Annotated in this window: 16 protein-coding genes; 12 read left to right on the top strand and 4 right to left on the bottom strand. The window is 42.6% G+C overall.

The genetic code is table 11. From position 1 onward, the window contains the following. Position 1: 1 nt before the first annotated feature. From W7W_RS0116260 to W7W_RS0116200, 12 genes are all read left to right on the top strand, one after another. A complete protein-coding gene (locus W7W_RS0116260) occupies positions 2–1,036 on the top strand; it encodes a sugar kinase (RefSeq protein ID WP_010664748.1) in 1,035 nt (344 codons plus the stop codon). 193 nt (positions 1,037–1,229) lie between these two features. Further along, positions 1,230–1,904 carry a bifunctional 4-hydroxy-2-oxoglutarate aldolase/2-dehydro-3-deoxy-phosphogluconate aldolase gene (locus tag W7W_RS0116255; RefSeq protein ID WP_010664747.1) on the top strand — a complete coding sequence of 225 codons (675 nt, stop codon included), beginning with the start codon at positions 1,230–1,232 and terminating at the stop codon, positions 1,902–1,904. A 2-nt stretch (positions 1,905–1,906) separates the two neighbouring features. Beyond that, positions 1,907–2,761, top strand: a complete 855-nt coding sequence (locus tag W7W_RS0116250; protein ID WP_010664746.1) for an SDR family oxidoreductase — start codon at positions 1,907–1,909, stop codon at positions 2,759–2,761. 33 nt (positions 2,762–2,794) lie between these two features. Beyond that, entirely contained in the window at positions 2,795–4,030 is a 1,236-nt protein-coding gene (gene uxuA, locus W7W_RS0116245; RefSeq protein ID WP_010664745.1) for a mannonate dehydratase, read from the top strand. A 21-nt stretch (positions 4,031–4,051) separates the two neighbouring features. Further along, entirely contained in the window at positions 4,052–5,131 is a 1,080-nt protein-coding gene (locus tag W7W_RS0116240) for a sugar kinase (RefSeq protein ID WP_025007112.1), read from the top strand. A 193-nt stretch (positions 5,132–5,324) separates the two neighbouring features. After that, a complete protein-coding gene (locus W7W_RS0116235) occupies positions 5,325–6,599 on the top strand; it encodes a lactate racemase domain-containing protein (RefSeq protein WP_010664743.1) in 1,275 nt (424 codons plus the stop codon). A gap of 93 nt (positions 6,600–6,692) precedes the next feature. After that, complete coding sequence (gnd, locus tag W7W_RS0116230; protein WP_010664742.1) at positions 6,693–8,147, top strand: decarboxylating NADP(+)-dependent phosphogluconate dehydrogenase; 1,455 nt, start codon at positions 6,693–6,695, stop codon at positions 8,145–8,147. A 126-nt stretch (positions 8,148–8,273) separates the two neighbouring features. Next, positions 8,274–9,317, top strand: coding sequence for a TRAP transporter substrate-binding protein (locus W7W_RS0116225; RefSeq protein WP_025007111.1), 1,044 nt, complete (start codon positions 8,274–8,276; stop codon positions 9,315–9,317). A 14-nt stretch (positions 9,318–9,331) separates the two neighbouring features. Continuing rightward, the gene (locus W7W_RS0116220; RefSeq protein ID WP_010664740.1) at positions 9,332–9,808 is read left to right on the top strand and encodes a TRAP transporter small permease; all 477 of its coding nucleotides are present in this window, start codon (positions 9,332–9,334) and stop codon (positions 9,806–9,808) included. A 12-nt stretch (positions 9,809–9,820) separates the two neighbouring features. Beyond that, positions 9,821–11,125 (top strand): TRAP transporter large permease, encoded by a 1,305-nt coding sequence (locus tag W7W_RS0116215; protein WP_010664739.1) that lies wholly within the window; start codon positions 9,821–9,823, stop codon positions 11,123–11,125. 378 nt (positions 11,126–11,503) lie between these two features. Next, entirely contained in the window at positions 11,504–12,547 is a 1,044-nt protein-coding gene (locus tag W7W_RS0116205) for a LacI family DNA-binding transcriptional regulator (RefSeq protein ID WP_010664738.1), read from the top strand. Positions 12,548–12,761: 214 nt separating this feature from the next. After that, entirely contained in the window at positions 12,762–14,012 is a 1,251-nt protein-coding gene (locus W7W_RS0116200) for a tagaturonate epimerase family protein (RefSeq protein WP_010664737.1), read from the top strand. Positions 14,013–14,869: 857 nt separating this feature from the next. Here W7W_RS0116200 and W7W_RS0116195 read toward each other — a convergent pair. From W7W_RS0116195 to W7W_RS0116180, 4 genes are all read right to left on the bottom strand, one after another. Further along, entirely contained in the window at positions 14,870–16,036 is a 1,167-nt protein-coding gene (locus tag W7W_RS0116195; RefSeq protein ID WP_010664736.1) for a glycoside hydrolase family 5 protein, read from the bottom strand. A gap of 40 nt (positions 16,037–16,076) precedes the next feature. Next, complete coding sequence (locus W7W_RS0116190) at positions 16,077–18,212, bottom strand: glycoside hydrolase family 2 protein (RefSeq protein ID WP_010664735.1); 2,136 nt, start codon at positions 18,210–18,212, stop codon at positions 16,077–16,079. Between the two features lie 367 nt (positions 18,213–18,579). Beyond that, positions 18,580–19,917, bottom strand: a complete 1,338-nt coding sequence (locus tag W7W_RS0116185; RefSeq protein WP_010664734.1) for a hypothetical protein — start codon at positions 19,915–19,917, stop codon at positions 18,580–18,582. Positions 19,918–19,976: 59 nt separating this feature from the next. After that, on the bottom strand, positions 19,977–21,725 hold the full coding sequence (locus W7W_RS0116180) for a cellulase family glycosylhydrolase (protein WP_010664733.1): 1,749 nt from the start codon (positions 21,723–21,725) through the stop codon (positions 19,977–19,979). Between the last annotated feature and the right edge of the window lie 112 nt (positions 21,726–21,837).

The raw sequence follows: 21,837 nt of genomic DNA, 5'->3' as shown, positions 1-21,837 counted from the left end.
AATGAGTAAAAAAGTTGTCACTTTCGGAGAAATAATGCTCAGGCTTTCCACTCCGGGCTACCAAAGATTTACACAAGCCACATCATTCGATGTGAATTATGGAGGAGGAGAAGCCAACGTAGCTGTTTCACTGGCCAACTATGGTCTGGACTCCAGGTTTATCACCCGTCTGCCCAACAATGACATAGGCCGTGCCTGCCGAATGGATCTTGACAAATATGGTGTAGATACCGGTCACATTCAATATGGCGGTGAGCGTCTCGGAATCTACTTCCTGGAAACAGGGGCTGTTGCACGTGCAAGCAAGGTAGTTTATGACAGAGCACATTCCTCCTTTTCGTCAGTTCAACCGGGATCCTTCAACTGGGATGAAATTTTCGACGGAGCTGACTGGTTTCACTGGACAGGAATCACGCCTGCCGTTTCGCAGGAAGCTGCTGACGTATGTCTAGAAGCCATTAAAGCGGCCAACGCAAAAGGCGTCACGGTATCGTGCGATCTGAACTATCGCAAAAACCTGTGGAAATACGGGAAGAAAGCCGGAGATGTGATGCCCGGACTGGTAGCAGGATGTGATGTGGTACTTGGCAATGAAGAAGATGCCGAGATGGTGCTGGGCATCAAGCCTGAAGGAGTAGATGTAACCGGAGGACATGTGGAAGCCGAAGCCTACCGCAGTGTTTCACAGCAAATCATGAAACAATACCCGCGGGTTAAGAAAGTTATTACCACATTGCGAGGATCCATCAGCGCCAATCACAACAGCTGGTCCGGAGTTCTTTACGATGGTAAAAACCTCTACACTGCCCCCACTTACCAAATAACGCACATCGTGGATCGTGTGGGTGGTGGTGACTCTTTCATGGGAGGATTAATATACGGATTACTGACCTACGACAATGATGAAAGGGCTTTGCAATTCGGGACAGCTGCATCCTGCCTGAAACACACCATTCCCGGAGATTTTAATCAGGTAACCGTTGAGGAAGTAGAAAAACTAATGGGCGGAGATGCTTCCGGCCGGGTTTCGAGATAGAGACTGAAAGTTGGAGGTTAGAAGTTAGAAGCTGGAAGGTAGAGGTTAGAAGATAGAAGCTGGAGGATAGATAATTAATATTCTGAAGTTTCTATGCATTTACCACAAATTCACCTCAGGAACGAACAACTGAACAGTATATTTCTGAAAATAAGAACGTAACAATATTTTTCAATAATTACAATCACCGAAAATGGCAAAATATACAAGGATAGAAGTATTCCAGAAGATGCAGGAAACCGGTGTGGTTCCTGTGTTTTATCATGCAGATATTGAAGTTGCAAAAAATGTACTGAAAGCCTGTTACGATGGAGGCATCAGAACATTTGAGTGGGTCAATAGAGGCGATTTCGCCCATGAAATCTTTAGTGAATTGAACAAATATGCACTCAAAGAGCTGCCCGGCATGATTCTGGGTGCCGGCTCAGTCGTGGAAGAAGGCACCGCAGCCATATACATCCAGGCCGGAGCGAACTTCATCGTCTCTCCTCTTTTAAATGAGAACATGGCGCGCGTGTGCAACCGTCGTAAGGTAATGTGGGCACCGGGTTGCGGATCTGTTTCAGAAATCGGTAAAGCAGAAGAGCTGGGGGCAGAACTGGTGAAAATATTCCCTGCCTCAGAAGTTGGCGGCCCTTCCTTCGTAAAAGGCGTAAAAGGCCCCTGTCCCTGGACAAACATTATGCCCACAGGAGGAGTGGATACGTCAAAAGACAATCTTCAGAAATGGTTTGATGCAGGTGTTACCTGTGTTGGAATGGGATCTAAACTATTCCCAAAAGGAACCATTGAAAAAGGAGATTTTACAGCATTGACTGCCAGAGTCACTGAACTAATCAATACCATTAAAGAAATAAAAACTGCTTAATTATGGACGCACCAATCAAAGAACTCAATATTGAAGGAAAAGTAGCTGTTGTCACCGGTGGTGGTGGCGTCATTTGCTCAGTCATGGCCAAAGCTCTGGCCATAAAGGGGGTTAAAACAGCCATTCTGGATCGCGACAAAGAAACAGCTGATAAAGTAGCCGCGGAAATAAGGCAAGCTTACGGCACAGAAAGTATCGGTTTCACTGCCGACGTACTAAATAAAAGTATGCTGGAAGCTGCAAAAAAAGAGATCAATGAAAAACTGGGAGATATAGACTTCCTGATTAATGGTGCCGGAGGAAATGCTGCCACCGCAACCTCCAAGGTGGAAAAAATTGAAGAATCAGACCTCGATAACCTGGAGGACACTTTTTTCGGCCTTAAACAGGAGGGTTTTGATAAAACTTTTGCACTCAATTTCCAGGGAACATTACTCCCCACTATGGTATTTGCCACTGATATGGTAAAAAGCGGGAAAGGCGGAATTGTCAATATTTCCTCCATGAATTCTTATCGTCCACTGACGAGAATTCCGGCTTATTCGGCATCCAAAGCAGCCATTAACAACTTTACTCAATGGTTGGCAGTACATTTTGCAAAAACCGGAGTTCGAGTCAACGCCATTGCACCAGGCTTTTTGCTGACCAATCAGAATCGCTTTCTGCTGGTGGATGAGAAAACAGGAGCATCCACTCCCAGGGGACAAAAGATCATGAACGGAACTCCCATGGAACGTTATGGAAGCCCTGAGGAACTTACAGGAGCACTTACTTTCCTGTTATCCGACTGGTCAGAGTTTATCACCGGAATTGTCATCCCCGTTGATGGAGGGTTCAGTGCTTACAGCGGGGTTTAATCAAGTCAAATAACAACTTAATTACGACAATAAATGGAACAAACATGGAGATGGTATGGACCAAATGATCCGGTATCATTAAAAGACATAAGGCAGGCAGGAGCTACAGGAATTGTAACAGCGTTACACGAAATACCCATAGGGGAAGTATGGACATTGGAAACCATAGAAGAACGAAAAAGAACCATAGAATGGGATGACAGTGTTAGTCCGGCTCAACCAAGAGGGTTGACATGGTCAGTTATTGAAAGCATTCCGGTTCATGAGGACATAAAACAGGGGAAACCCAATCGTGATGAATGGATTAAGAAGTACAAGGAAAGTATCCGTAATGTTGGAAAAGCCGGCATTCCGGTGCTAACTTACAACTGGATGCCCGTGGTAGACTGGACACGCACCAATCTTGAAATGCAATTGGATGATGGTGCCCTGGCTCTGGCTTTTAACTATATTGACTTTGCCGCTTTCGATATGTTCATATTAAAACGCGACCAGGCAGAGAATGACTACTCAGAAGAAATCATAAAAAAAGCTAAAAGCAGTTTTAGCTCAATGAGTGAGGAACAAAAATACATTCTTCAGAAGAACATCATTGCAGGTTTGCCGGGAGGTCAGGAAGGTTATGACATCGAAAGCTTCAGAAATAAATTAAGCGAATACAAAGACATTAATTCCGAAAAATACCGCCAAAATCTAAAATACTTCCTGGAACAAATCATCCCCGTTGCCATGGAGTCCGGCGTCCGCCTGGCGATTCACCCCGATGATCCACCGATTTCACTCTTTGGCCTTCCAAGAGTGGTTAGCACCGAATCTGACCTGCAGTTTATCACAAATATAACAGATTCCATTAACAACGGATTGTGTATTTGTACAGGTTCTCTTGGAGTACGCCCCGACAATGATCTCCCCGGTATTGTGCAAAGACTGGGATCGAGAATCAACTTTCTTCACCTTAGAAGTACTCAACGCGACAGCAACAATAGTTTTCATGAAGCCAGCCATCTGAGAGGAAATGTAGACATGTATAATGTAATGGTCAATGTCATAAAAGAACAGAAAAAAAGACATGCGCAAAACCGTCGTGATGAGATTATTCCGATGCGTGCGGATCATGGTCATACCATCCTTGACGACTTAGGGAAAAAAACCAATCCAGGATATTCAGCCATAGGATTACTCAGAGGGATGGCTGAACTCAGAGGGCTGGAAATGGGCATCCGCAAAAGCGGAGTAATCTATAATGAACACTCAAGTAAAGCATTCTAACGCTGTAAAATCAAGAATAAAATGAATCTACAACTCAAAAAATCCTGTAAATACTCCATGCTGGTCCCCACCAGCATGGGGGTACGCATTACACCCGAAAACGGTCAACCCGTTCACAGCAGCGATACATTCAAAATGCAGGCCACCAGTGCCGAAACGAATGTTGCCAGTATATCATCATACCTGGGCTTACCCGTTAAAGTACTCACAACTTTTGTAAAAGGAAGTCCTGTTGCGAAATTCATCAAAAGTAACCTGCGTAACCGCCACATGGATTATGAAGGTTCCGAAGTTGAGCAGGGAGACCCCTGGGGGTATCGCCATCAGTTTAATATTGCCGACAGCGGTTACGGTGGTCGCGGACCACGGGTTCAAAACGACCGTGCAGGAGAGGTGGGCCGCACCCTGAACGCCAAAGATTTTGATCTGGAAAGAATTTTTGGCGAGGAAGGTGTTCAAATTGTCCATCTTTCAGGATTAATCGCTGCCCTATCTCCCGATACCAGTAACTTTTGCCTTGAAGTAGCACGTTCGGCCAAAAAACATGGCACACTGATTTCTTTCGACCTGAATTATCGTGCCACTTTCTGGGAAGGACGGGAACAAGAGCTTCGGGACATCTTTACTGAAATAGCATCAGTATCCGATGTTTTAATTGGAAACGAAGAGGACTTTCAGCTTTGCCTGGGAATCAAAGGCCCCGAAGCAGGCGGAAAAGCCATTGGTGAAAAAATTGACAGTTTCAAAGAGATGATTATGCGGGTAAAAGAAGCCTTCCCAAATGCATCCGTATTTGCAAACACCCTGCGCGAAGTTGTAAGTGCAAATGAACACTTGTGGGGAGCCATCATGCTTCAAGGCGATAACTGGCAAGTTATTGAGCCTCGTCCCATTCGCGTACTTGATCGCATTGGCGGAGGCGATGGTTTTGTTGGTGGATTACTTTATGGAATTCTGAAGGAGTGGGCTCCTGAAAAATGGATACAATTCGGATGGGCTACGGGAGCTTTGGCCACCACATTTCTGACAGACTATGCTCAACCGGCAGACGAAGAAATGGTATGGAGCCTCTGGAGTGGAAATGCCAGAGTAAAAAGATAATTCATGATTATTTGATGTATGTAAAAAGCCGGAGCAATTTCATTTTTGCTCCGGTTTGAGAAGATTCGCTTAGGAAAAATAATCCATTTGAATGGATTAAATTGGAAATCACCTTATTCAAAACCTGACTAAGGATTCTCCGCTCTGAAAAAATGGATAAACAGAAATTTATCCCCCCTTAAAAAAGAAGATTATGGTATTTTATCAACAAGGATCAGAAACTGAAGCATTGAGTCCAAAAGACCTGGAAAAGGCACTTTTTTCTGCATTGAAAAAACTGGGCTCAAAGAAAAAAGTATTGGTTGTCCCCCCTGACTACACGAGATACCACTCCAAGGCCGGTGAACTTACGACTTATGCGTATGATTTTTATAAAGAAAAGTTGACAGATATTCTGCCTGCCCTAGGGACGCACAGTCCTATGACAGATGAGCAGATCGATCACATGTTTCCGGGGGTTCCCAAAGAACTGTTCAGAATACACGACTGGCGCAATGACATTGTAACTCTGGGCGTAGTTCCCGGAAGTTACATCTCGGAAATCACCGACGGAAGAATTGACTATGACTGGCCGGCTCAGGTAAACAAACTGTTAAACGAAGGCGAACACGACCTCATTCTTTCCATCGGTCAGGTCGTCCCTCATGAAGTTATTGGTATGGCCAATTACAACAAAAATATTTTTGTGGGAACAGGCGGATCCGAAGGCATCAACAAAAGCCATTTTATCGGTGCAGCTTACGGCATGGAAAGAATCATGGGCCGTGCCAACAACCCTGTAAGACGGGTACTGAACTATGCCTCAGAACACTTTGCATCTCATCTGCCTGTCATTTACGTACAAACTGTCATCGGTCGCGACAATGAAGGAAATCTTGTTCCCAAAGGCATTTTTATTGGCGACGATGAGGAAGTATTCGAGTTGGCTGCTGATTTATCCATCAAGGTCAATTTTGAAATAGTAGATGAGCCATTGAAAAAAGTGGTGGTTTATCTTGATCCATCAGAGTTTAAAAGTACCTGGCTGGGCAATAAAAGCATCTACCGCACACGTATGGCACTTGCCGATGGCGGAGAGCTCATTGTACTGGCTCCGGGTCTCAAAGAATTCGGTGAAGACAAAACCATAGATCAACTAATCAGAAAATATGGTTATTTTGGTACCCCTGCCACCCTCAAAGCTACAGAGAAAAATCAGGACCTGAGAGACAATCTTGGTGCTGCAGCACACCTGATCCACGGCAGCTCAGAAGATCGTTTTTCCATCACCTATTGTCCGGGGCATCTGTCCAAAGAAGAAATTGAATCAGTCAATTTCAAATATGCCGATTTGAAAGAAATGACTCAAAAGTATAACCCGGAGAAGCTGAAAGACGGCAGAAACATCATGCCTGACGGGGAGGAAATTTTTTACATATCCAATCCGGCAGTTGGTCTGTGGGCCCATAAAGACAGGTTTACAGATTAAAAGCCCCCTAAATCCCCCCAAGGGGGACTTCCAAGAGCGGTGCATGAAGCAAAAAGCATCCACAAATACAAGAACATTAAAAGACATAATATCATGAAAGAATTATCAGACATAGCATTGATTGGGTTGGCCGTAATGGGCGAAAACCTGGTTCTCAATATGGAAAGTAAAGGTTTTCAGGTGTCGGTATATAACCGGACTACTGAAAAAGTGGACAATTTCGTGGAAGGACGAGCCAAAGGCAAAAACATCAAAGGTACACATACTCTTGAAGAGCTTGTCAAGTCACTGGAACGTCCCCGCAAGGTAATGATGATGGTCAAAGCAGGACCTGCGGTGGACAAACTGATTGACAGCCTCATTCCTCTCCTGGAGCCTGGCGATATTTTGATTGACGGGGGAAACACCCACTTCCCCGACACCACCAGAAGAACAGAATATGTTGAAAGCAAAGGTCTGCTTTATATTGGCACCGGAGTTTCGGGTGGTGAAGAAGGTGCGCTGCTGGGGCCTTCCATCATGCCGGGAGGTTCTCCCAAAGCCTGGGAAGCTGTTAAACCCATTTTTCAGTCTATTGCCGCCAAAGTTGAAGACGGCACGCCATGCTGCGACTGGGTTGGCGAAAAAGGGGCCGGACATTTTGTAAAAATGGTGCACAACGGCATCGAATATGGCGATATGCAAATCATCAACGAGGCCTACCACATCATGAAAGAGCTGCTGGGTATGTCAGCCGACGAGATGCATGAAGTTTTCAGGGAGTGGAACGAAGGTCCACTGGACTCCTACCTTATCGAAATCACCCGTGACATTCTGGCCTACAAAGATGAAGATGGCGAGCCCCTGGTGGAAAAAATCCTTGACACTGCAGGGCAGAAAGGAACCGGGAAATGGACCGGTATTTCGGCGCTGGATCTTGGCATTCCGCTTACACTCATTGGGGAGGCCGTATTTTCCAGATGTCTTTCCGCTATCAAAGAAGAACGTGTACAAGCTTCAAAAATCCTCACTGGACCAAAACCTGAATTTCAGGGAGACAAAAAAGCATTTCTGAAGGATTTGCATGATGCCGTTTATGCTTCGAAAATCATTTCTTACGCTCAGGGCTACGCATTGATGGGTGCTGCAGCAGAAGAACATGGCTGGAACCTCAATTACGGAGGTATTGCTTTAATGTGGCGAGGCGGATGTATTATTCGTTCAGTATTTCTGAACAAAATCAAAGAAGCCTACGATGCTGATTCAAATCTCACAAACCTGTTGCTGGCCCCCTTCTTCAAAGAAGTGGTGGATAAAGCCCAGGCAGGCTGGCGTCGGGTAGTTTCGAAAGCCATAGAAAACGGAATCCCCACTCCTGCTTTTGCCACTGCTCTGAATTACTATGACGGTTATCGCAACGACCGACTTCCGGCCAACCTGCTGCAGGCTCAAAGAGATTATTTTGGGGCACACACCTACGAAAGAATTGACAAGCCAAGAGGTGAATTTTTCCACACCAACTGGACCGGTCGCGGTGGTACCACTGCCTCCTCCACATACAATGTGTAAACACCGGGCCCGTCTGCCTCAACGGAGGCAGATGGGCCTCAACTCCATTAAATTCAACAACCTGTTTCCTTGACATCCTGACAAGCATTGGCTTTTCGTGGATATCAGGACAAAGACATTATTCTGATGATGAACAAACAAATCATTGTTTCTTTACTTATGGTACTGTTTTTTGCCGGTGGATGTGGCTTAAAATCAGATGTAAGAGTACTGAAACTGGGACACTCTCTCGACACCAAACACTCGGTGCACATCGCCATGGAATATATGGCCAAAAGAGTGGAAGAACTGTCAGACGGCAAGCTGAAGATTGACATTTACCCCAGTGGTGTACTGGGCTCAGAACGCGAAAGTCTGGAGTTACTTCAACTGGGAAGCCTGGATCTGACAAAAGTCTCTGCTGCTGCCCTGGAAGGCTTTGTGGAAGAATACAAAGTGTTCGGACTTCCTTACATCTTTGCCGATCAGCAACATGCTTTTTCGGTTATGGATGGACCGCTGGGAAAGGAAATTCTGTCCAAAGGGGAAAAATACTGGCTTCAGGGACTCTGTTTTTACGATGCAGGAGCCCGAAGTTTCTATTCTTCACGTCCCATCCGCAAACCAGAAGATCTTTCAGGACTTAAAATGAGGGTAATGCCCAGTATTACTTCATTTGCCATGATCCGCGCCATGGGAGGATCCCCTACGCCTATTTCGTGGGGTGAATTGTACACTGCCCTGCAGGGAAAAGTGGTTGATGGTGCCGAAAACAATCCCCCCAGCTTTTACCTGTCTCACCATTACGAAGTCTGCAATTACTACACACTTAACGAGCATACACGAATCCCGGATGTCCTTCTTATGAGTACTCATGCACTTAAGAAACTGGATGACCAGGAAAAAGAATGGCTCATGCAGGCTGTCAGAGAGTCGGTAACAGTGCAAAGAAAAGAGTGGATGAAATCGGAAAAAGAAGCACTCGAGTCACTTGAAAAAGAAGGCGTGGAAATCATCATCCCGGATAAACAGCCTTTCAGAGATGCAGTTCAGAGCGTATATGATCTTTACGAAGACAATGAAGAATTAAGTGCGCTCATCGAGCGAATTAAGGCGGCAGAGACCAATACGGAAGCAGCGATGGACAGCAGTTCCGTTGAGCCGGTAAATGAAGAAGAAACTAAAAACTAAAAATCAATATTGACATGCATCTGAGAGCAAAAATTGATAAAATACTGGAGGTCTTTCTTGTCATTTTGACAAGTACATTGGTGCTTGATGTGGTCTGGCAGGTTGCCAGCCGCTATCTTTTGTCCAACCCCAGCTCTTTTACCGACGAACTGGCAGTTTTTCTGCTGATTTGGGTAGGAATGGCCGGCGCAGCTTACGTAAAAGGGAAAAATGAACACCTGGCCATAGATATCCTCCCGGACAAACTACAGCCTCAAAACAAAAACAGATTGTTGGTCTTCATCAACTTTCTGATTATCATATTCAGTCTCACTATTATGGTAGTAGGTGGAGCCTGGCTGGTTTACACCCGTTTCCAGATGGGACAGGTATCCTCAGCACTACAGGTTCCGCTGGGATATGTTTACTCTATTGTCCCAATAAGCGGGCTGTTGATGATCTATTACAGCATCGATGACATCATTAATCTGATTAATGCAAATAAAAAGTAAAACAGAATTATCATGGAACTAGATATGTTGGGCATTATTGTCCTGATCTCCTCATTTGTATTCTTTCTGGTAATAGGTACTCCTATTGCCTATAGCATCGGGCTGTCAGCCATGGCTACCATGCTGGTTAGTTTCGATGTGTTACCCGCTTTTTCCACCATGGCCCAAAGGATGGCAACCGGGCTTGAAAGTTTTTCCCTGTTAGCCATACCGTTCTTCATACTGGCCGGTCAGCTGATGAATTCGGGGGGCATCGCTATGCGACTCATCGAATTTGCCAAAGTGCTTGTCGGGCGCCTTCCGGGTGGTCTTGCACTGGTAAACGTTACTGCCAATATGCTATTTGGTGCCATTTCAGGATCTGCTGCAGCGTCTGCTTCAGCCATTGGAACCATCATGGGACCACGCATGAAAGAAGAAGGGTACGACAAAAGTTTTTCTGCGGCCATCAACGTAACATCAGCCACCACCGGACTGTCCATACCTCCCAGTAATATCCTCATTGTATATGCCCTGGCTAGTGGAGGAACCTCAATTGCCGCCTTATTTCTTGCCGGATATGTACCCGGTATTTTAACAGGTCTGGCCATCATGCTGGTGGGGTCAGTATACGCCTACCGGAAAAAATATCCGGTCGGAGACAAAATCCCATTCACAGAAGGAGTGAAAAAGTTTCTGGACGCAATCCCCAGTCTGATGATGCTCGTAGTTGTTATCGGGGGAATCATTGCCGGTATATTCACGGCCACCGAAGCCGCCGCCATTGCAGTAGTTTACAGTCTAGTGCTCGCACTCATCTATAAAGAAATCACCGTAAAACACCTCCCGGTAATTATTATCAACACAGTAAGGACGGCCGGCATGGTATTGTTGCTGATTGCTGCATCCATAGGTCTTTCATGGGTGATGTCGTTCGAAAACATTCCGGCAACGGTGAGTAATGCTTTGCTCTCCCTTTCATCAGATCCGTTTGTAATTCTTTTGATCATTAATCTGGCGTTGCTGGCTGTGGGAATATTCATGGATATGACACCAGCCGTGCTGATCTTTACGCCCATATTCCTGCCCATTGTGACCACCCAGCTGGGGCTCGATCCAATTCATTTCGGTATCATCATGATCCTGAACCTGAATGTGGGACTCGTTACTCCTCCGGTAGGAGCGGTATTATTTATTGGTTGTAGCGTAGCCAAATTGAAAATACAGGATCTTGTAAAACCCTTGATACCGTTCTACATTGCCATGTTTGTAGTGCTGTTGCTGGTAACATTTATTCCGGAAATTTCCCTTTGGGTACCAGATTTATTCGGATATTAAATTACAATAAATGAGGCTGTCCAAAAAGTTACGATAGTGGTTAAATTCACATTTTGAAATTTTGAAGATTACTGATGAGGTGATTCTTCATTTTGTTCAAGGTGACAAAAGACTCGAAATTTATAACATTCTGGACAGCCTTATCCTTTTCACCCTCTAACCTGAATTATTGACTTTGTCGAACTTCGTTTCATAAGTTATCTATTGCGATGTTCAACTACCGGCTAAATACAGGCGTCTTCAAAAAAATTGACTTAAAAATAGTTGATTATTCCCTTCATCAATTTTCTTTGTGGTTGCCTGCATTTATTGACATTTGAACATCTCATAACGAAAACTGATCAATAAACCAGGCTAAAGAACCTATAAAACAGATTAATGAGACCAGTCAGAATCAAAGATATCGCCGAAAAAGCAAATGTTTCCATAGGTACCGTTGACAGGGTATTGCACAATCGAGGTGAGGTTGCAAAAAAGACAAAGGAAAAGGTTTTGACCATTGCCAAAGAAATGAATTACCAGCCCAACATTGTAGCCCAGGCACTCACGACTAAAAAGACCTATAAATTTTCTGTCCTGATACCCAAAGGTGGCGATGACAATGTTTATTGGCTTGCACATCCCAAGGGCATTGAAAAAGCAGTTCATGATCTTCATCCCTTTTCATTAGAAATTGATTACCGGCTTTTTGAATTGCACAATGAGACTGATTTTATTGAAAAAACCAACGAAATTCTAAGTAATCTCCCTGATGGAGTAATAATGGCTCCAATTCTGAAAAAGGAAGCTATCAGATTTTGCGATGATCTGGATAAAAAGAGTATTCCTTACATTTTTATAGACACCTTCATTGACAATACCAACTGCACTGCTTTTATTGGTGAAGATGCCTTTCAGGGTGGCAGAGTTGCTGCCAGTCTTATCGATTTTGGGTTGGCTCCCGAAAAAGACATCCTAATTGTGAATCTTGCCAAAGATCTGGAAAATACACAGCACCTGAACCGAAGGAATCAGGGATTTTTGAGCTATTTCCTGGATGCCGGGAAGAACAACGGGATGAAAATAACCGTGGAAATCCCTACCACCGACCAGGAAACAGTTGAAGAAAAAATGGACCATATACTTCAAAACAATCCTAATATCGGAGCTTTTCTCGTTTCCAGCGCTAAAACGCATGTTGTTGCCCGATATCTGGAAAAAAAACGGATCAACGCCATATTGGTTGGCTATGAAATGACGCGAAAGAATGCCGATTACTTGAAAAGAGGCATTATTGACTTCCTCATCGGACAAAAACCTATGGAGCAATCGGAAAAAGCAGTGAAACGCCTTTTTGAATATATGACCACGCATACCATCACAATGAAACATGAGTTTCAGCCGGTTGAAATTATCAATACCGAGGTACTTACTATTAGTTAGAAGTTAGAAAAGCAGAAGTTCTTTAAGGTTGAGGAATGAAACGAGCATGGCAACGATTGTCACAAGAAAACATGTATAAATTTTTGCATGGGAGTTCCATCCGACCTTAATAAACAAATTTTATACGGATGAAATAACTCAAAGTCAAAAAGCATTAAAGCACACCCACTTGAGAGGAAAGATAAACCAATAAAATAAACAAAAAATCTAAGTCATGAAGAAACTATCCAGGTATTCATTTGGCATGGGCGATCGTTTTGCCCATCAGGCCGCATGGCAGTTAAAAACCATAATTGAAGCACAGAAAAACGGAGTTGAAATCACCCCGGTATGGAATAAATCAAACCGGGAACATACCACTATTGGCAGTGAGCCGGCAGACACATTAAGGGCTGCCGAAGAAAGCATCAAAGAAGCCGGATACAGCAAACAATGGTTTATAGATGCTGACCATGTAAACCTTGATACAGTGGATCGTTTCCTGAGAACCTCTAACTTTTTTACCATCGATGTGGCTTCCTATATCGGGGAAAAAAGTGAGGCTAAAGAAGAAGAGGATTTCATGGGGGAAATGAGACAATTCATCGGCAACCTTGAAGTCCCCGGATTGAAAACTGCCTTCAATATTACAGAAGAGATGTTACGCGACATCGCTGATCAATATCTGTATGCCACTCAAATGGCAGGAGAAACCTATAAAAGAATTGAAGCAGAAAAAGGCAAAGGCAACTTCATAACGGAAGTCTCTATGGATGAAGTTCCCAATCCACAGACTCCGGTGGAGCTGTTTTTTATTCTGGCGATGCTGGCTCATTACAATGTACCGGCACAAACCATAGCTCCCAAATTTACCGGACGCTTTAATAAAGGAGTAGATTATGTCGGTGACCTCAATGCCTTTAACACCGAGTATGAAGCCAACCTGATGGTCATTGACTTTGCCATTCTGCAGTTCGGCCTTCCGGAAGAGTTAAAACTCAGTATTCATTCGGGTTCCGACAAATTTTCCATCTATCCCATCATCAAAGAATTATCCAAAAAACACAACAAGGGTTTTCACCTGAAAACAGCCGGAACTACCTGGCTGGAAGAAGTCATCGGACTGGCGCTGGCCGGAGGGGAAGCGTTGGTGTTTGTAAAAAACCTGTATTCCAGGGCATTAACCGATGTGAAAAAACTTTGCGCCCCATATGCTGATGTCATCGATATTGACGAAAACAAACTTCCTTCTGCAATGGAAGTGCAAGGCTGGACAGGTGAAGAGTTTGCCAATGCACTGAGACATATCCCTGAACATCTCCAATACAATTCCAATCTTCGTCAGCTGGTGCATGTGGGCTACAAACTGGCCGCAGAGAGAATAGACCAATACAATATGCTGCTAAAGAAACATGCCGATATTGTAGGCCAGTGTGTTTTTGAGAATCTTTATGAGCGACATGCCAAAAGGCTGTTTGTGGATTAATAATAAATGAAATTTTTTAGCAAAAGGCAAGGACTGCTCCAATGCGGGGCAGCCCTTGGTTATTAAAAAATGGAAATCAACACAATGCCAACCTATCTATCAATCACTTAAGATTAAAAGGTCATTTATTCACTATTCTTACACATCTCACAAAATTATACACATATCAAACATCGCCCTGGGGCCCTAAATATTTCGGAAAAGCATTTTTATCTCCGGTTTTTGGATCACTCCGTTGGCAACCCGCCCCATGCACATCCATCAATACACCATTCATTTCCCCAGACCTTCTCCAAACGGCCTCGATTAATCCTGGATAATTAGCATCCTTCCCGTAAAAATCATCTCCTTCGATGGAGCAGAAATAATACCGGTATTACTAAAAAAAACACGGATTGGTTGGTGCCAACGATGGGGTAGCTTATGACTTCCGACAACTGCTTTGTATTAATTTCAACATCCTCTTAATTTGCTGACTTACTAAAACATCCAGAAAAAAAACAAAAAAGTAATAGGTATGACCATCAGGCTTGGGCAATTGAGTCTTAAGCCATTCTTCATTTTTTTTTAGTTCTAGAATGTAATATAAAAAAACCACAGGTTTCAATATACAATCGAAGGACCTGTGGTTGGCATTTAACCTGCATTATTCACAAATTATTTATTCCGATGCTCAACTATCTGCTAAATACAATCGTCCTCAACAAAAAGGATTTGAAAATAATTTATTATTTCCTGCACCCATTTTGTTTGCGGTTGATTGTATTTCTTGATATTTGAACATCTCATTACAACAATTCATGAATAAAGCAGGTTAGGTTTATTATTGACCTTCTTATAGGCCTGTTGTGTGTCGGTTATTCAAGCATGGTAGGCACAATATTGTAAAGGAAAGAATATCCATTAGAACTGCTTCCCGTTACAAGTCCGAACCAGCCTCTGTCGTCCCATACACTGTAGGACATATCTTCACTTAAAGTAGTCTGAGCAAAAGTTGCATAATAGCCTCTGACAATATTTGTATTACGTTCGGATTGATTGGACTCCCTTCCAACGCCAAACTCACCATAATTGACAGGAACATTTAAAGTGGCAGCATGATCGGACACATTAAGAATGGCTGCCCGAACAGATGCATTCCCCGGATATGCTGAATTACTGCCAGTTTGCCCGCAAAAGGACCATGGATCATAACTATGTACCTGAATAGCCAGGTATTTGTCATTTCCGTCTCCGGGTAAATAAGATTTCGAAGGATATACCTCATCTATCATCGATGAATTTCCTTGTGCATTGGTTGAAACCATAATGGTTCTGGTTTCATTATTGCCACCGGCATTTCTGATAGCATTGTAACCTACCTCGTTTACTTTTCGAACATAAGACAAAGCCGTAGAGTTTGTAGGTGCCGGGAAGCCTTCATCGTCACCATTCCATTCGCCTAATTCACCTTCAGGTTCGTTCAGCACCTCAAAGATCAAATGATGATCATAATCTTTAAAGAAATTAGCAATATCAGTCCACAAGTTTGTAAAGATAGCGTCCATAGCATCAGACCCATCATAATTGTCTTTTAACCAATGCTCATGATGAGTATTGATTACTACATACATATTAAGACCAATAGCATAATCCACCAATTCCTTCAATTCCAATAATCGAGAATGGCTGGTATTGACGTTCCCATCCGCATCAGCCAAATTGGAGCTGAAACGTTCCATCCAGGTCACCGGTATGCGCACATGATTCATTCCGGCATCATGGTACAAATCTATTAATGGTTTTAATTCAGCTGGATTTGTTGATTGAATACCATTATCAAAAGTATTACCAATATTAAATCCGGCTCCCATGTTTTTCACTACTTCTTTAGCCGTGAGTACCTCTCCGGTAGTTGGTTCTTCACCATCCGGTACTTTATCTGAATTGTTCTCATCTTTTGAACACCCGATATTTAACATGGAGATAACTCCAAGTAACATCGTTATTTTCAACAAAGCTTTTAATCCTCTGTAATTTTTCATCTCAATTGTTTTTAATCTCTATCATTCAATTATTAAAAATTCACCTTACAAACACCGTATCGCGGGCTACGACCTGGTTGTTCAACCATCCCTCTGCAATTATTTTATCGCCCTTAATCTCAATACCATCCCACTCAAAACGTGTATCGCCACGTGGACCAGCATCTTTCAATTTCACCCCTAACGGCATGGATTTATCACCATTATACAAAGCCACCGAATCACAATTACTATAGGCCCAAATCCGGGCATCTTTAGCATGTTCTTTGTTGGCCGTCCATGTGCTTGGAACAATGTACAACATGGGATAATCATCAGCATCCCGATACATACTCTGATACATGAAATAAACATCCTTTTTGGTCTTATGATCATGTAACAGCAGCCCTTTCTGATTCATAAAAGGAACCGGATTGGAAGCTCTGTCAAGGCGAGGAGAGGCAAAATCAAATCCCACCCACATAAAATGTCCGGGAAAACTATCGCGATATGCTTCTCCAATTGAAACTTTGTATTCATGGAGAAAAGCACCATACTCCTGGGACCAGAAATCCGGCTTACCAGATGCACTGTAATTTTTATCAGCATCAAACACCTCGTTGGTACGAATATTCATATCAATGTCTGAACCATATTCACCAATAATCTCATGAGGCTTATAGCTGGTTGCGGTACGACTGTACCAACCACCCCAATGCTGAGGGGAATAGATATCAACCAGGTTCTGGTTCGACTCATATTTATAGTTACATCCCGTCACGGTGCGGTTAGGATCCAGCTCATGTGCATATTCGACCAACTCACCAAATACATGGTTTGAAACAGCCTCTCCACCACCCGATCGATCAGATTCATTGCCTATACCCCACAGTATAACTGCAGGATTATTGTAATACTGCTCAATCATTTCTTTCAATTGACTTTTGCAATTTTCGAGAAAAGCGGGGTCTTCGGAAGTACTACCGGTCAGAGGTATTTCAAGCCAAAGCATCATGCCTTTTTCCATTGCTGCCTTTGCAAACTCCTGATCAGAGGGATAATGAGCATGACGAATAAAGTTAAAACCGGCATCTTTCAGGATCTGCACATCTTTTACATGCTGTTCATTAGGTAAAGCATAACCAAGCCCTTCCATATCCTGATGACGATTGACCCCACGAATTAATGTTTGTTTATCATTCAGAAGAAAGGGGTGATTATTGGCCAGTGAATAATATCTGAAACCAAAAACACTTTCAAACTGATCGATCTCTTTACCATCCAGACTTAAAGTAGACTTCACCTTATAAATATCGGGTGATTCAGGGCTCCAGAAATACAGGTCTCCCACAGAAGTTTCAGTTTGCCTGATGCTTGCCTGTTCGCCAGCTGTCAGGGTTTTCTTTCGCCTCAAAGTAGTTACCTCTTTGCCTGTGGGGTCAGAAACAACAGAAGTCAGAATCACCGTTTTATCATCCTCTGAGTAATTCCTCAAACGTGTTTCAATATTTAACACTGCAGCAGCCTGACCTCCGCAAAGAGGTGTATTAAACACATTTTCAATCTTCACCTCATCAGTAATGGTTAACCAAACATCCCGGTATATTCCTCCATAAACCGCATAATCAAAACTGAAAGGAAAGGCATTTTTTTCGTTGGCCATCCAGGGAGCAATGGCCGGATTATTGGAATTATCTGCTTTCACAACCAAGCTGTTGCTTTTGCCAAATTTCACATAATCTGTCACATCCAGCGTAAAAGCAGTATATCCGCCTTTATGGTTGCCCACCTCTTTCCCATTAACCCAAACGGTTGCTTCCAGAGAAACGGCTTCAAATTCAACAAATACACGTTTATCTTTAAACTTCTCACCTACCTCAAATTGAGTCCTGTAAAAAGCCGGCCCTTTATACATATTCCGGTGATCCGGGTCAAGTTCAAAATCAAAACGGCCTTTAAAAACATCGTTATGAACACCATCGCTCCCACCGTTAAAATCATGAGGAATTGATACATCCAACCAATCATCATCCTTGAAATTCGGTTTATATGCATTCTTTACATCTGCTTTTTTAAACTTCCATCCATTGTTGTTTAATGAAACTCTTATGCGCTCAAATTTCTCTCCTGGATCATTAAAGCTCCAAAATATCAGCGTAATAAATATTACCACTATCGAATAAAATAATTTTCTCATTACGTTTTCCCTTTGTGTTTAACTATGCTATTTTTAATATTGATTCTATTTCTATTTAGTGTTTGTCTATAAAGTCCAACTTCTGCGTTGTTGCTCAAAATCTAAATCCTCAAATACATTAGTATTCTGCGGTTTAGATTTTTCACACGCCTTGAATTTGAACTTTCTAGCTCAAACACGTAAAAAACGCTTAGTTTATGGACAGGCACTATTTAGTGCCAGCAAGAAAACTAAAGTTTTTTCAGTCTTTAGTAAGAAAGTGCCAAATACGAGGCTTTCGAAGTTTTTGAATCCAAGGAGTTTACTTTTCGTAAATAACTGATTCAAAAACAAGAATAACGAAGTAGTTGGGGTTTTCTTGCAAAGACTATTTAATTATTTGAGGCGGCTCATTTTGGATGGCCATCTTCTGCGTGTAAAGCAATTCCTTTATCTTCCGCCCTTGTGCATCAAACTGTAATAAAGTCGTTGAATTTGGAGCAATCCTTACTTTGAAATTGGCCTGTATATCGCGTGACGATGAAATGGCAATGGTACTATTTTCTGCCTTAGTATTAATTTTATTCAAATCTGTCTCTACAAACTGTTCTTCATGTTGATTCATAAGCACAATAGTAGTTACTCCTTTATCCACACTGCCAAAAGCCTTAAAAAACGGACTGGAAGTTTTCATTTTAATATACTCCCCATTCATATTCTCTGCCAGCATTTGCATGTGGTAATAGGTGGAATGAGGAATAAATTCCGGCGGCCCTCCCACATATCCGAAATAAGTCCGGGGTCTGTCACTTTCCTGAATACACCATGGTGTAACTGTAAAAGCTTCATACTCCATAGCCATGCAAAAAATATCTACCCAAAATTGTCCGTTAATAAATGATGGAACCGCAATTCCACCGGGACTTAAATCATCCGGGTTGTCGTAAGTAATATTAAACTCTGTAATAGACCATGACAAAGCATCTTCACCATTACGGGCATATTTTTCATTAGCATAGGCAATGTCCTTCTTGAGATCCATCACCATGCCACGCATTTTTGAAACAGAGAAAAAGATGACATCGGAGCGGTTGTAGTCTTTGGCATTGGGATAATTATGAAAGTTGATCCCATCAATGTACCAGTTCCCGTTTTCATCACGCCCGGCAACGCTAAGTTCATCATCTTTAAGCAGAGCCTCATAAACATTGTTGTAATATGCTGCCAGATCCGGAACAAAAATCTTGATCTTGTCGTCAACAGCTTTCATGGCTGTTGCATGCGTTTTGATGTAATCAGAGATAGAGTCAACGGAGAATTTGTCCATATGATATGGCTCATTTCCGATAGACCAAAACTTAATATACAGATCCTTTGATTGGTTAAAATACTTCACCAAATCGGCAGCCTGTTGTGCGGACTGAAATTTAGATACCTGCAATAAAGGTTCAGCACCAATGGCTTTTATCGATTTCACCCAGTGAATGAGTGTATCAAGAGGTGGCATATTACGATCGTAACCCGCACCTCCAATACGAATAATCTCCACTCCACTTTGCTCCACCGTTGGCCATATCTGATCAATATACCCGGGCCTGCCTTCCGATCCTTCGGTCAACCATAAGTTCTGACCAAACAGATATGGACTGATTTGCTGAGCGGTAAGTCCCGTGTTTAAACAACCTAAAACAAACAGGGAAACTATAATTCTTTTACTAATTTTCATTTTTTCCGGTTTTATGATTTCACGTCGGTTAATCCACCAAATCAAAATTTAACTTCTGTTTACTCCACAACAAAGCGAATACTGCTTAAGTCAAACCCTCCATCCGGAAAGCCAACACGCAGGGTTTGCCCATTGGCAATATTTATATTTTCAACTTTCAAATCCTGCCAGTCATTAGATTTTGGAATACTCACCGCCTCAATAAAAAGAGGTTGTCCATCAATGGATAGCATTATGGTGCCATTGTCACTGTTTGGCGATTTTGCCCTTATGATAACCGAGTAAGTTCCGCTCCTGACTTCCTCCATGGAAAATTGCAACCATTCATCTTTTTCAATCTTACCAACATAATAACCATTGCTTTGTGCATCAGATGTGGACCATATATCAACTCCGTCATTTCTGTAATGCATCCCTTTGTTCCAGGCAGTATTGGACGATTTGCCTGATGTATTTTGATAATCGGTATCATACCAGGCTTCACTAATTTTTCCAAGATCATAATCGGTCATAAAGATGGTTCCGGGAATTTTATGACTTGAGTAAGCTCTGGTTCCTTCACCATCAGCTGCATTCAGATATGCATAAGCTACATCGTGCATCAGACGGCAATTTTCGAGTTTAATATTTTCAATTAATTGGCTGAGCGTTTCCTGAGCTTCAGTCTGAGAAGGTTTAGGGTTTGATGAGTCAGATTTATACGCCATTAGCTTGTCCCATCCGGGTATTGGATCAATAATTACCGGTCCGTCAAGATTATTGATTTTTTTCCAGGGCCAGTTGGCCCACCCTATCTGAAATTGATTCATGAGTTCAGCCATATTGGTAAACCAGGAATTAGAATTTTCTCCAATTTCTCCACGCCAAAGGGGCACATTGTATCTATCACGAATATCTAACATACTCTGAATAGAGGCCGGTGTATTTGAACCCCAATAAAAGTGAAAACTAAAAGCCAGGTTGTTTTGAGGATCATAATTAGCCAGAGTTTCCAGTCCTTTATAGTTGCCACCATAGCAATTGCCTTCTACCACCAGTAAGTGGTTTTTGTCCACAGCCCTTACGGTATCTATAAGTGTTTCAAACAGATCCAGCAGAGGTTTATTTTCAGTACAACTACATCCTTTGGGATCTCCGGTATTATCAAAATCATAATTGGGTTCATTCAACAGATCGTAGCCACCTATCCATTTTTCATCTTTGTACTTTTTAGCAAGTTCGTACCACATTTTTATCGTCATATCCCATGCCTTATCGCTCGTCCATAAAGACTCTCCCTCTCTGCGGTCACTGATATCACGGTTATTACCCTGACCTCCAGGCGCTGCATGTAAATCAAGGATCAAATAAAGCTCTTCTTTTTCGCACCATTCCAACAACTTATCCGTCAGTTCCAGTCCTTTACTATCGGGAAGCCACTGTCCGCCTTCATCAAAATAGAGATTGTAATGCATGGGCAAACGAATGGAGTTATACCCCCAGTCGGCAATCTGTTTTATATCGGCCTCATTAACAAAATAAGTCAACCAGTCTTCATAAAAATCTTCGGTTGCCTGTTCTCCGGCCAAAGAAGTTAAAAATTCGCGAATTTCATGCTGAGGACCGTGAGTTCCCAACATATAACCTTCCTGTATCATCCATCCCCCAAGGCCAACTCCCTTTAACAGAATTTCAGAACCTGAACCATCGGCAATCCGATTGCCTTTCGCATGGATAAATCCTTCGGTCTCTCCAATATTTTCGTTCTTTTGGCAAGATAAACTAATGGTGAAAACCAGAATCAGTACACTAATATTAAAAAATTTCATGTTTTCTATTTTTTATATAACAACAAAACAACCACCTACTAAATCAATTATTTTTAAAGCCACTAAAAGTCTGAATTAACTAACATAATCACTGCATCAAAAAGCTAACAAT

Source organism: Marinilabilia salmonicolor JCM 21150, assembly GCF_000259075.1.
GTDB lineage: Bacteria > Bacteroidota > Bacteroidia > Bacteroidales > Marinilabiliaceae > Marinilabilia > Marinilabilia salmonicolor.
Note: the sequence above shows the minus strand (reverse complement) of the source record. Positions and strands in the feature narration are given on the sequence as shown.

What these genes read in the sequence shown, in the direction of transcription:
- W7W_RS0116260 (WP_010664748.1), top strand. Translation starts at nt 2, where the DNA reads ATGAGTAAAAAAGTTGTCACTTTCGGAGAAATAATGCTCAGGCTTTCC.
- W7W_RS0116255 (WP_010664747.1), top strand. Translation starts at nt 1,230, where the DNA reads ATGGCAAAATATACAAGGATAGAAGTATTCCAGAAGATGCAGGAAACC.
- W7W_RS0116250 (WP_010664746.1), top strand. Translation starts at nt 1,907, where the DNA reads ATGGACGCACCAATCAAAGAACTCAATATTGAAGGAAAAGTAGCTGTT.
- uxuA (WP_010664745.1), top strand. Translation starts at nt 2,795, where the DNA reads ATGGAACAAACATGGAGATGGTATGGACCAAATGATCCGGTATCATTA.
- W7W_RS0116240 (WP_025007112.1), top strand. Translation starts at nt 4,052, where the DNA reads ATGAATCTACAACTCAAAAAATCCTGTAAATACTCCATGCTGGTCCCC.
- W7W_RS0116235 (WP_010664743.1), top strand. Translation starts at nt 5,325, where the DNA reads ATGGTATTTTATCAACAAGGATCAGAAACTGAAGCATTGAGTCCAAAA.
- gnd (WP_010664742.1), top strand. Translation starts at nt 6,693, where the DNA reads ATGAAAGAATTATCAGACATAGCATTGATTGGGTTGGCCGTAATGGGC.
- W7W_RS0116225 (WP_025007111.1), top strand. Translation starts at nt 8,274, where the DNA reads ATGATGAACAAACAAATCATTGTTTCTTTACTTATGGTACTGTTTTTT.
- W7W_RS0116220 (WP_010664740.1), top strand. Translation starts at nt 9,332, where the DNA reads ATGCATCTGAGAGCAAAAATTGATAAAATACTGGAGGTCTTTCTTGTC.
- W7W_RS0116215 (WP_010664739.1), top strand. Translation starts at nt 9,821, where the DNA reads ATGGAACTAGATATGTTGGGCATTATTGTCCTGATCTCCTCATTTGTA.
- W7W_RS0116205 (WP_010664738.1), top strand. Translation starts at nt 11,504, where the DNA reads ATGAGACCAGTCAGAATCAAAGATATCGCCGAAAAAGCAAATGTTTCC.
- W7W_RS0116200 (WP_010664737.1), top strand. Translation starts at nt 12,762, where the DNA reads ATGAAGAAACTATCCAGGTATTCATTTGGCATGGGCGATCGTTTTGCC.
- W7W_RS0116195 (WP_010664736.1), bottom strand. Translation starts at nt 16,036, where the DNA reads ATGAAAAATTACAGAGGATTAAAAGCTTTGTTGAAAATAACGATGTTA.
- W7W_RS0116190 (WP_010664735.1), bottom strand. Translation starts at nt 18,212, where the DNA reads ATGAGAAAATTATTTTATTCGATAGTGGTAATATTTATTACGCTGATA.
- W7W_RS0116185 (WP_010664734.1), bottom strand. Translation starts at nt 19,917, where the DNA reads ATGAAAATTAGTAAAAGAATTATAGTTTCCCTGTTTGTTTTAGGTTGT.
- W7W_RS0116180 (WP_010664733.1), bottom strand. Translation starts at nt 21,725, where the DNA reads ATGAAATTTTTTAATATTAGTGTACTGATTCTGGTTTTCACCATTAGT.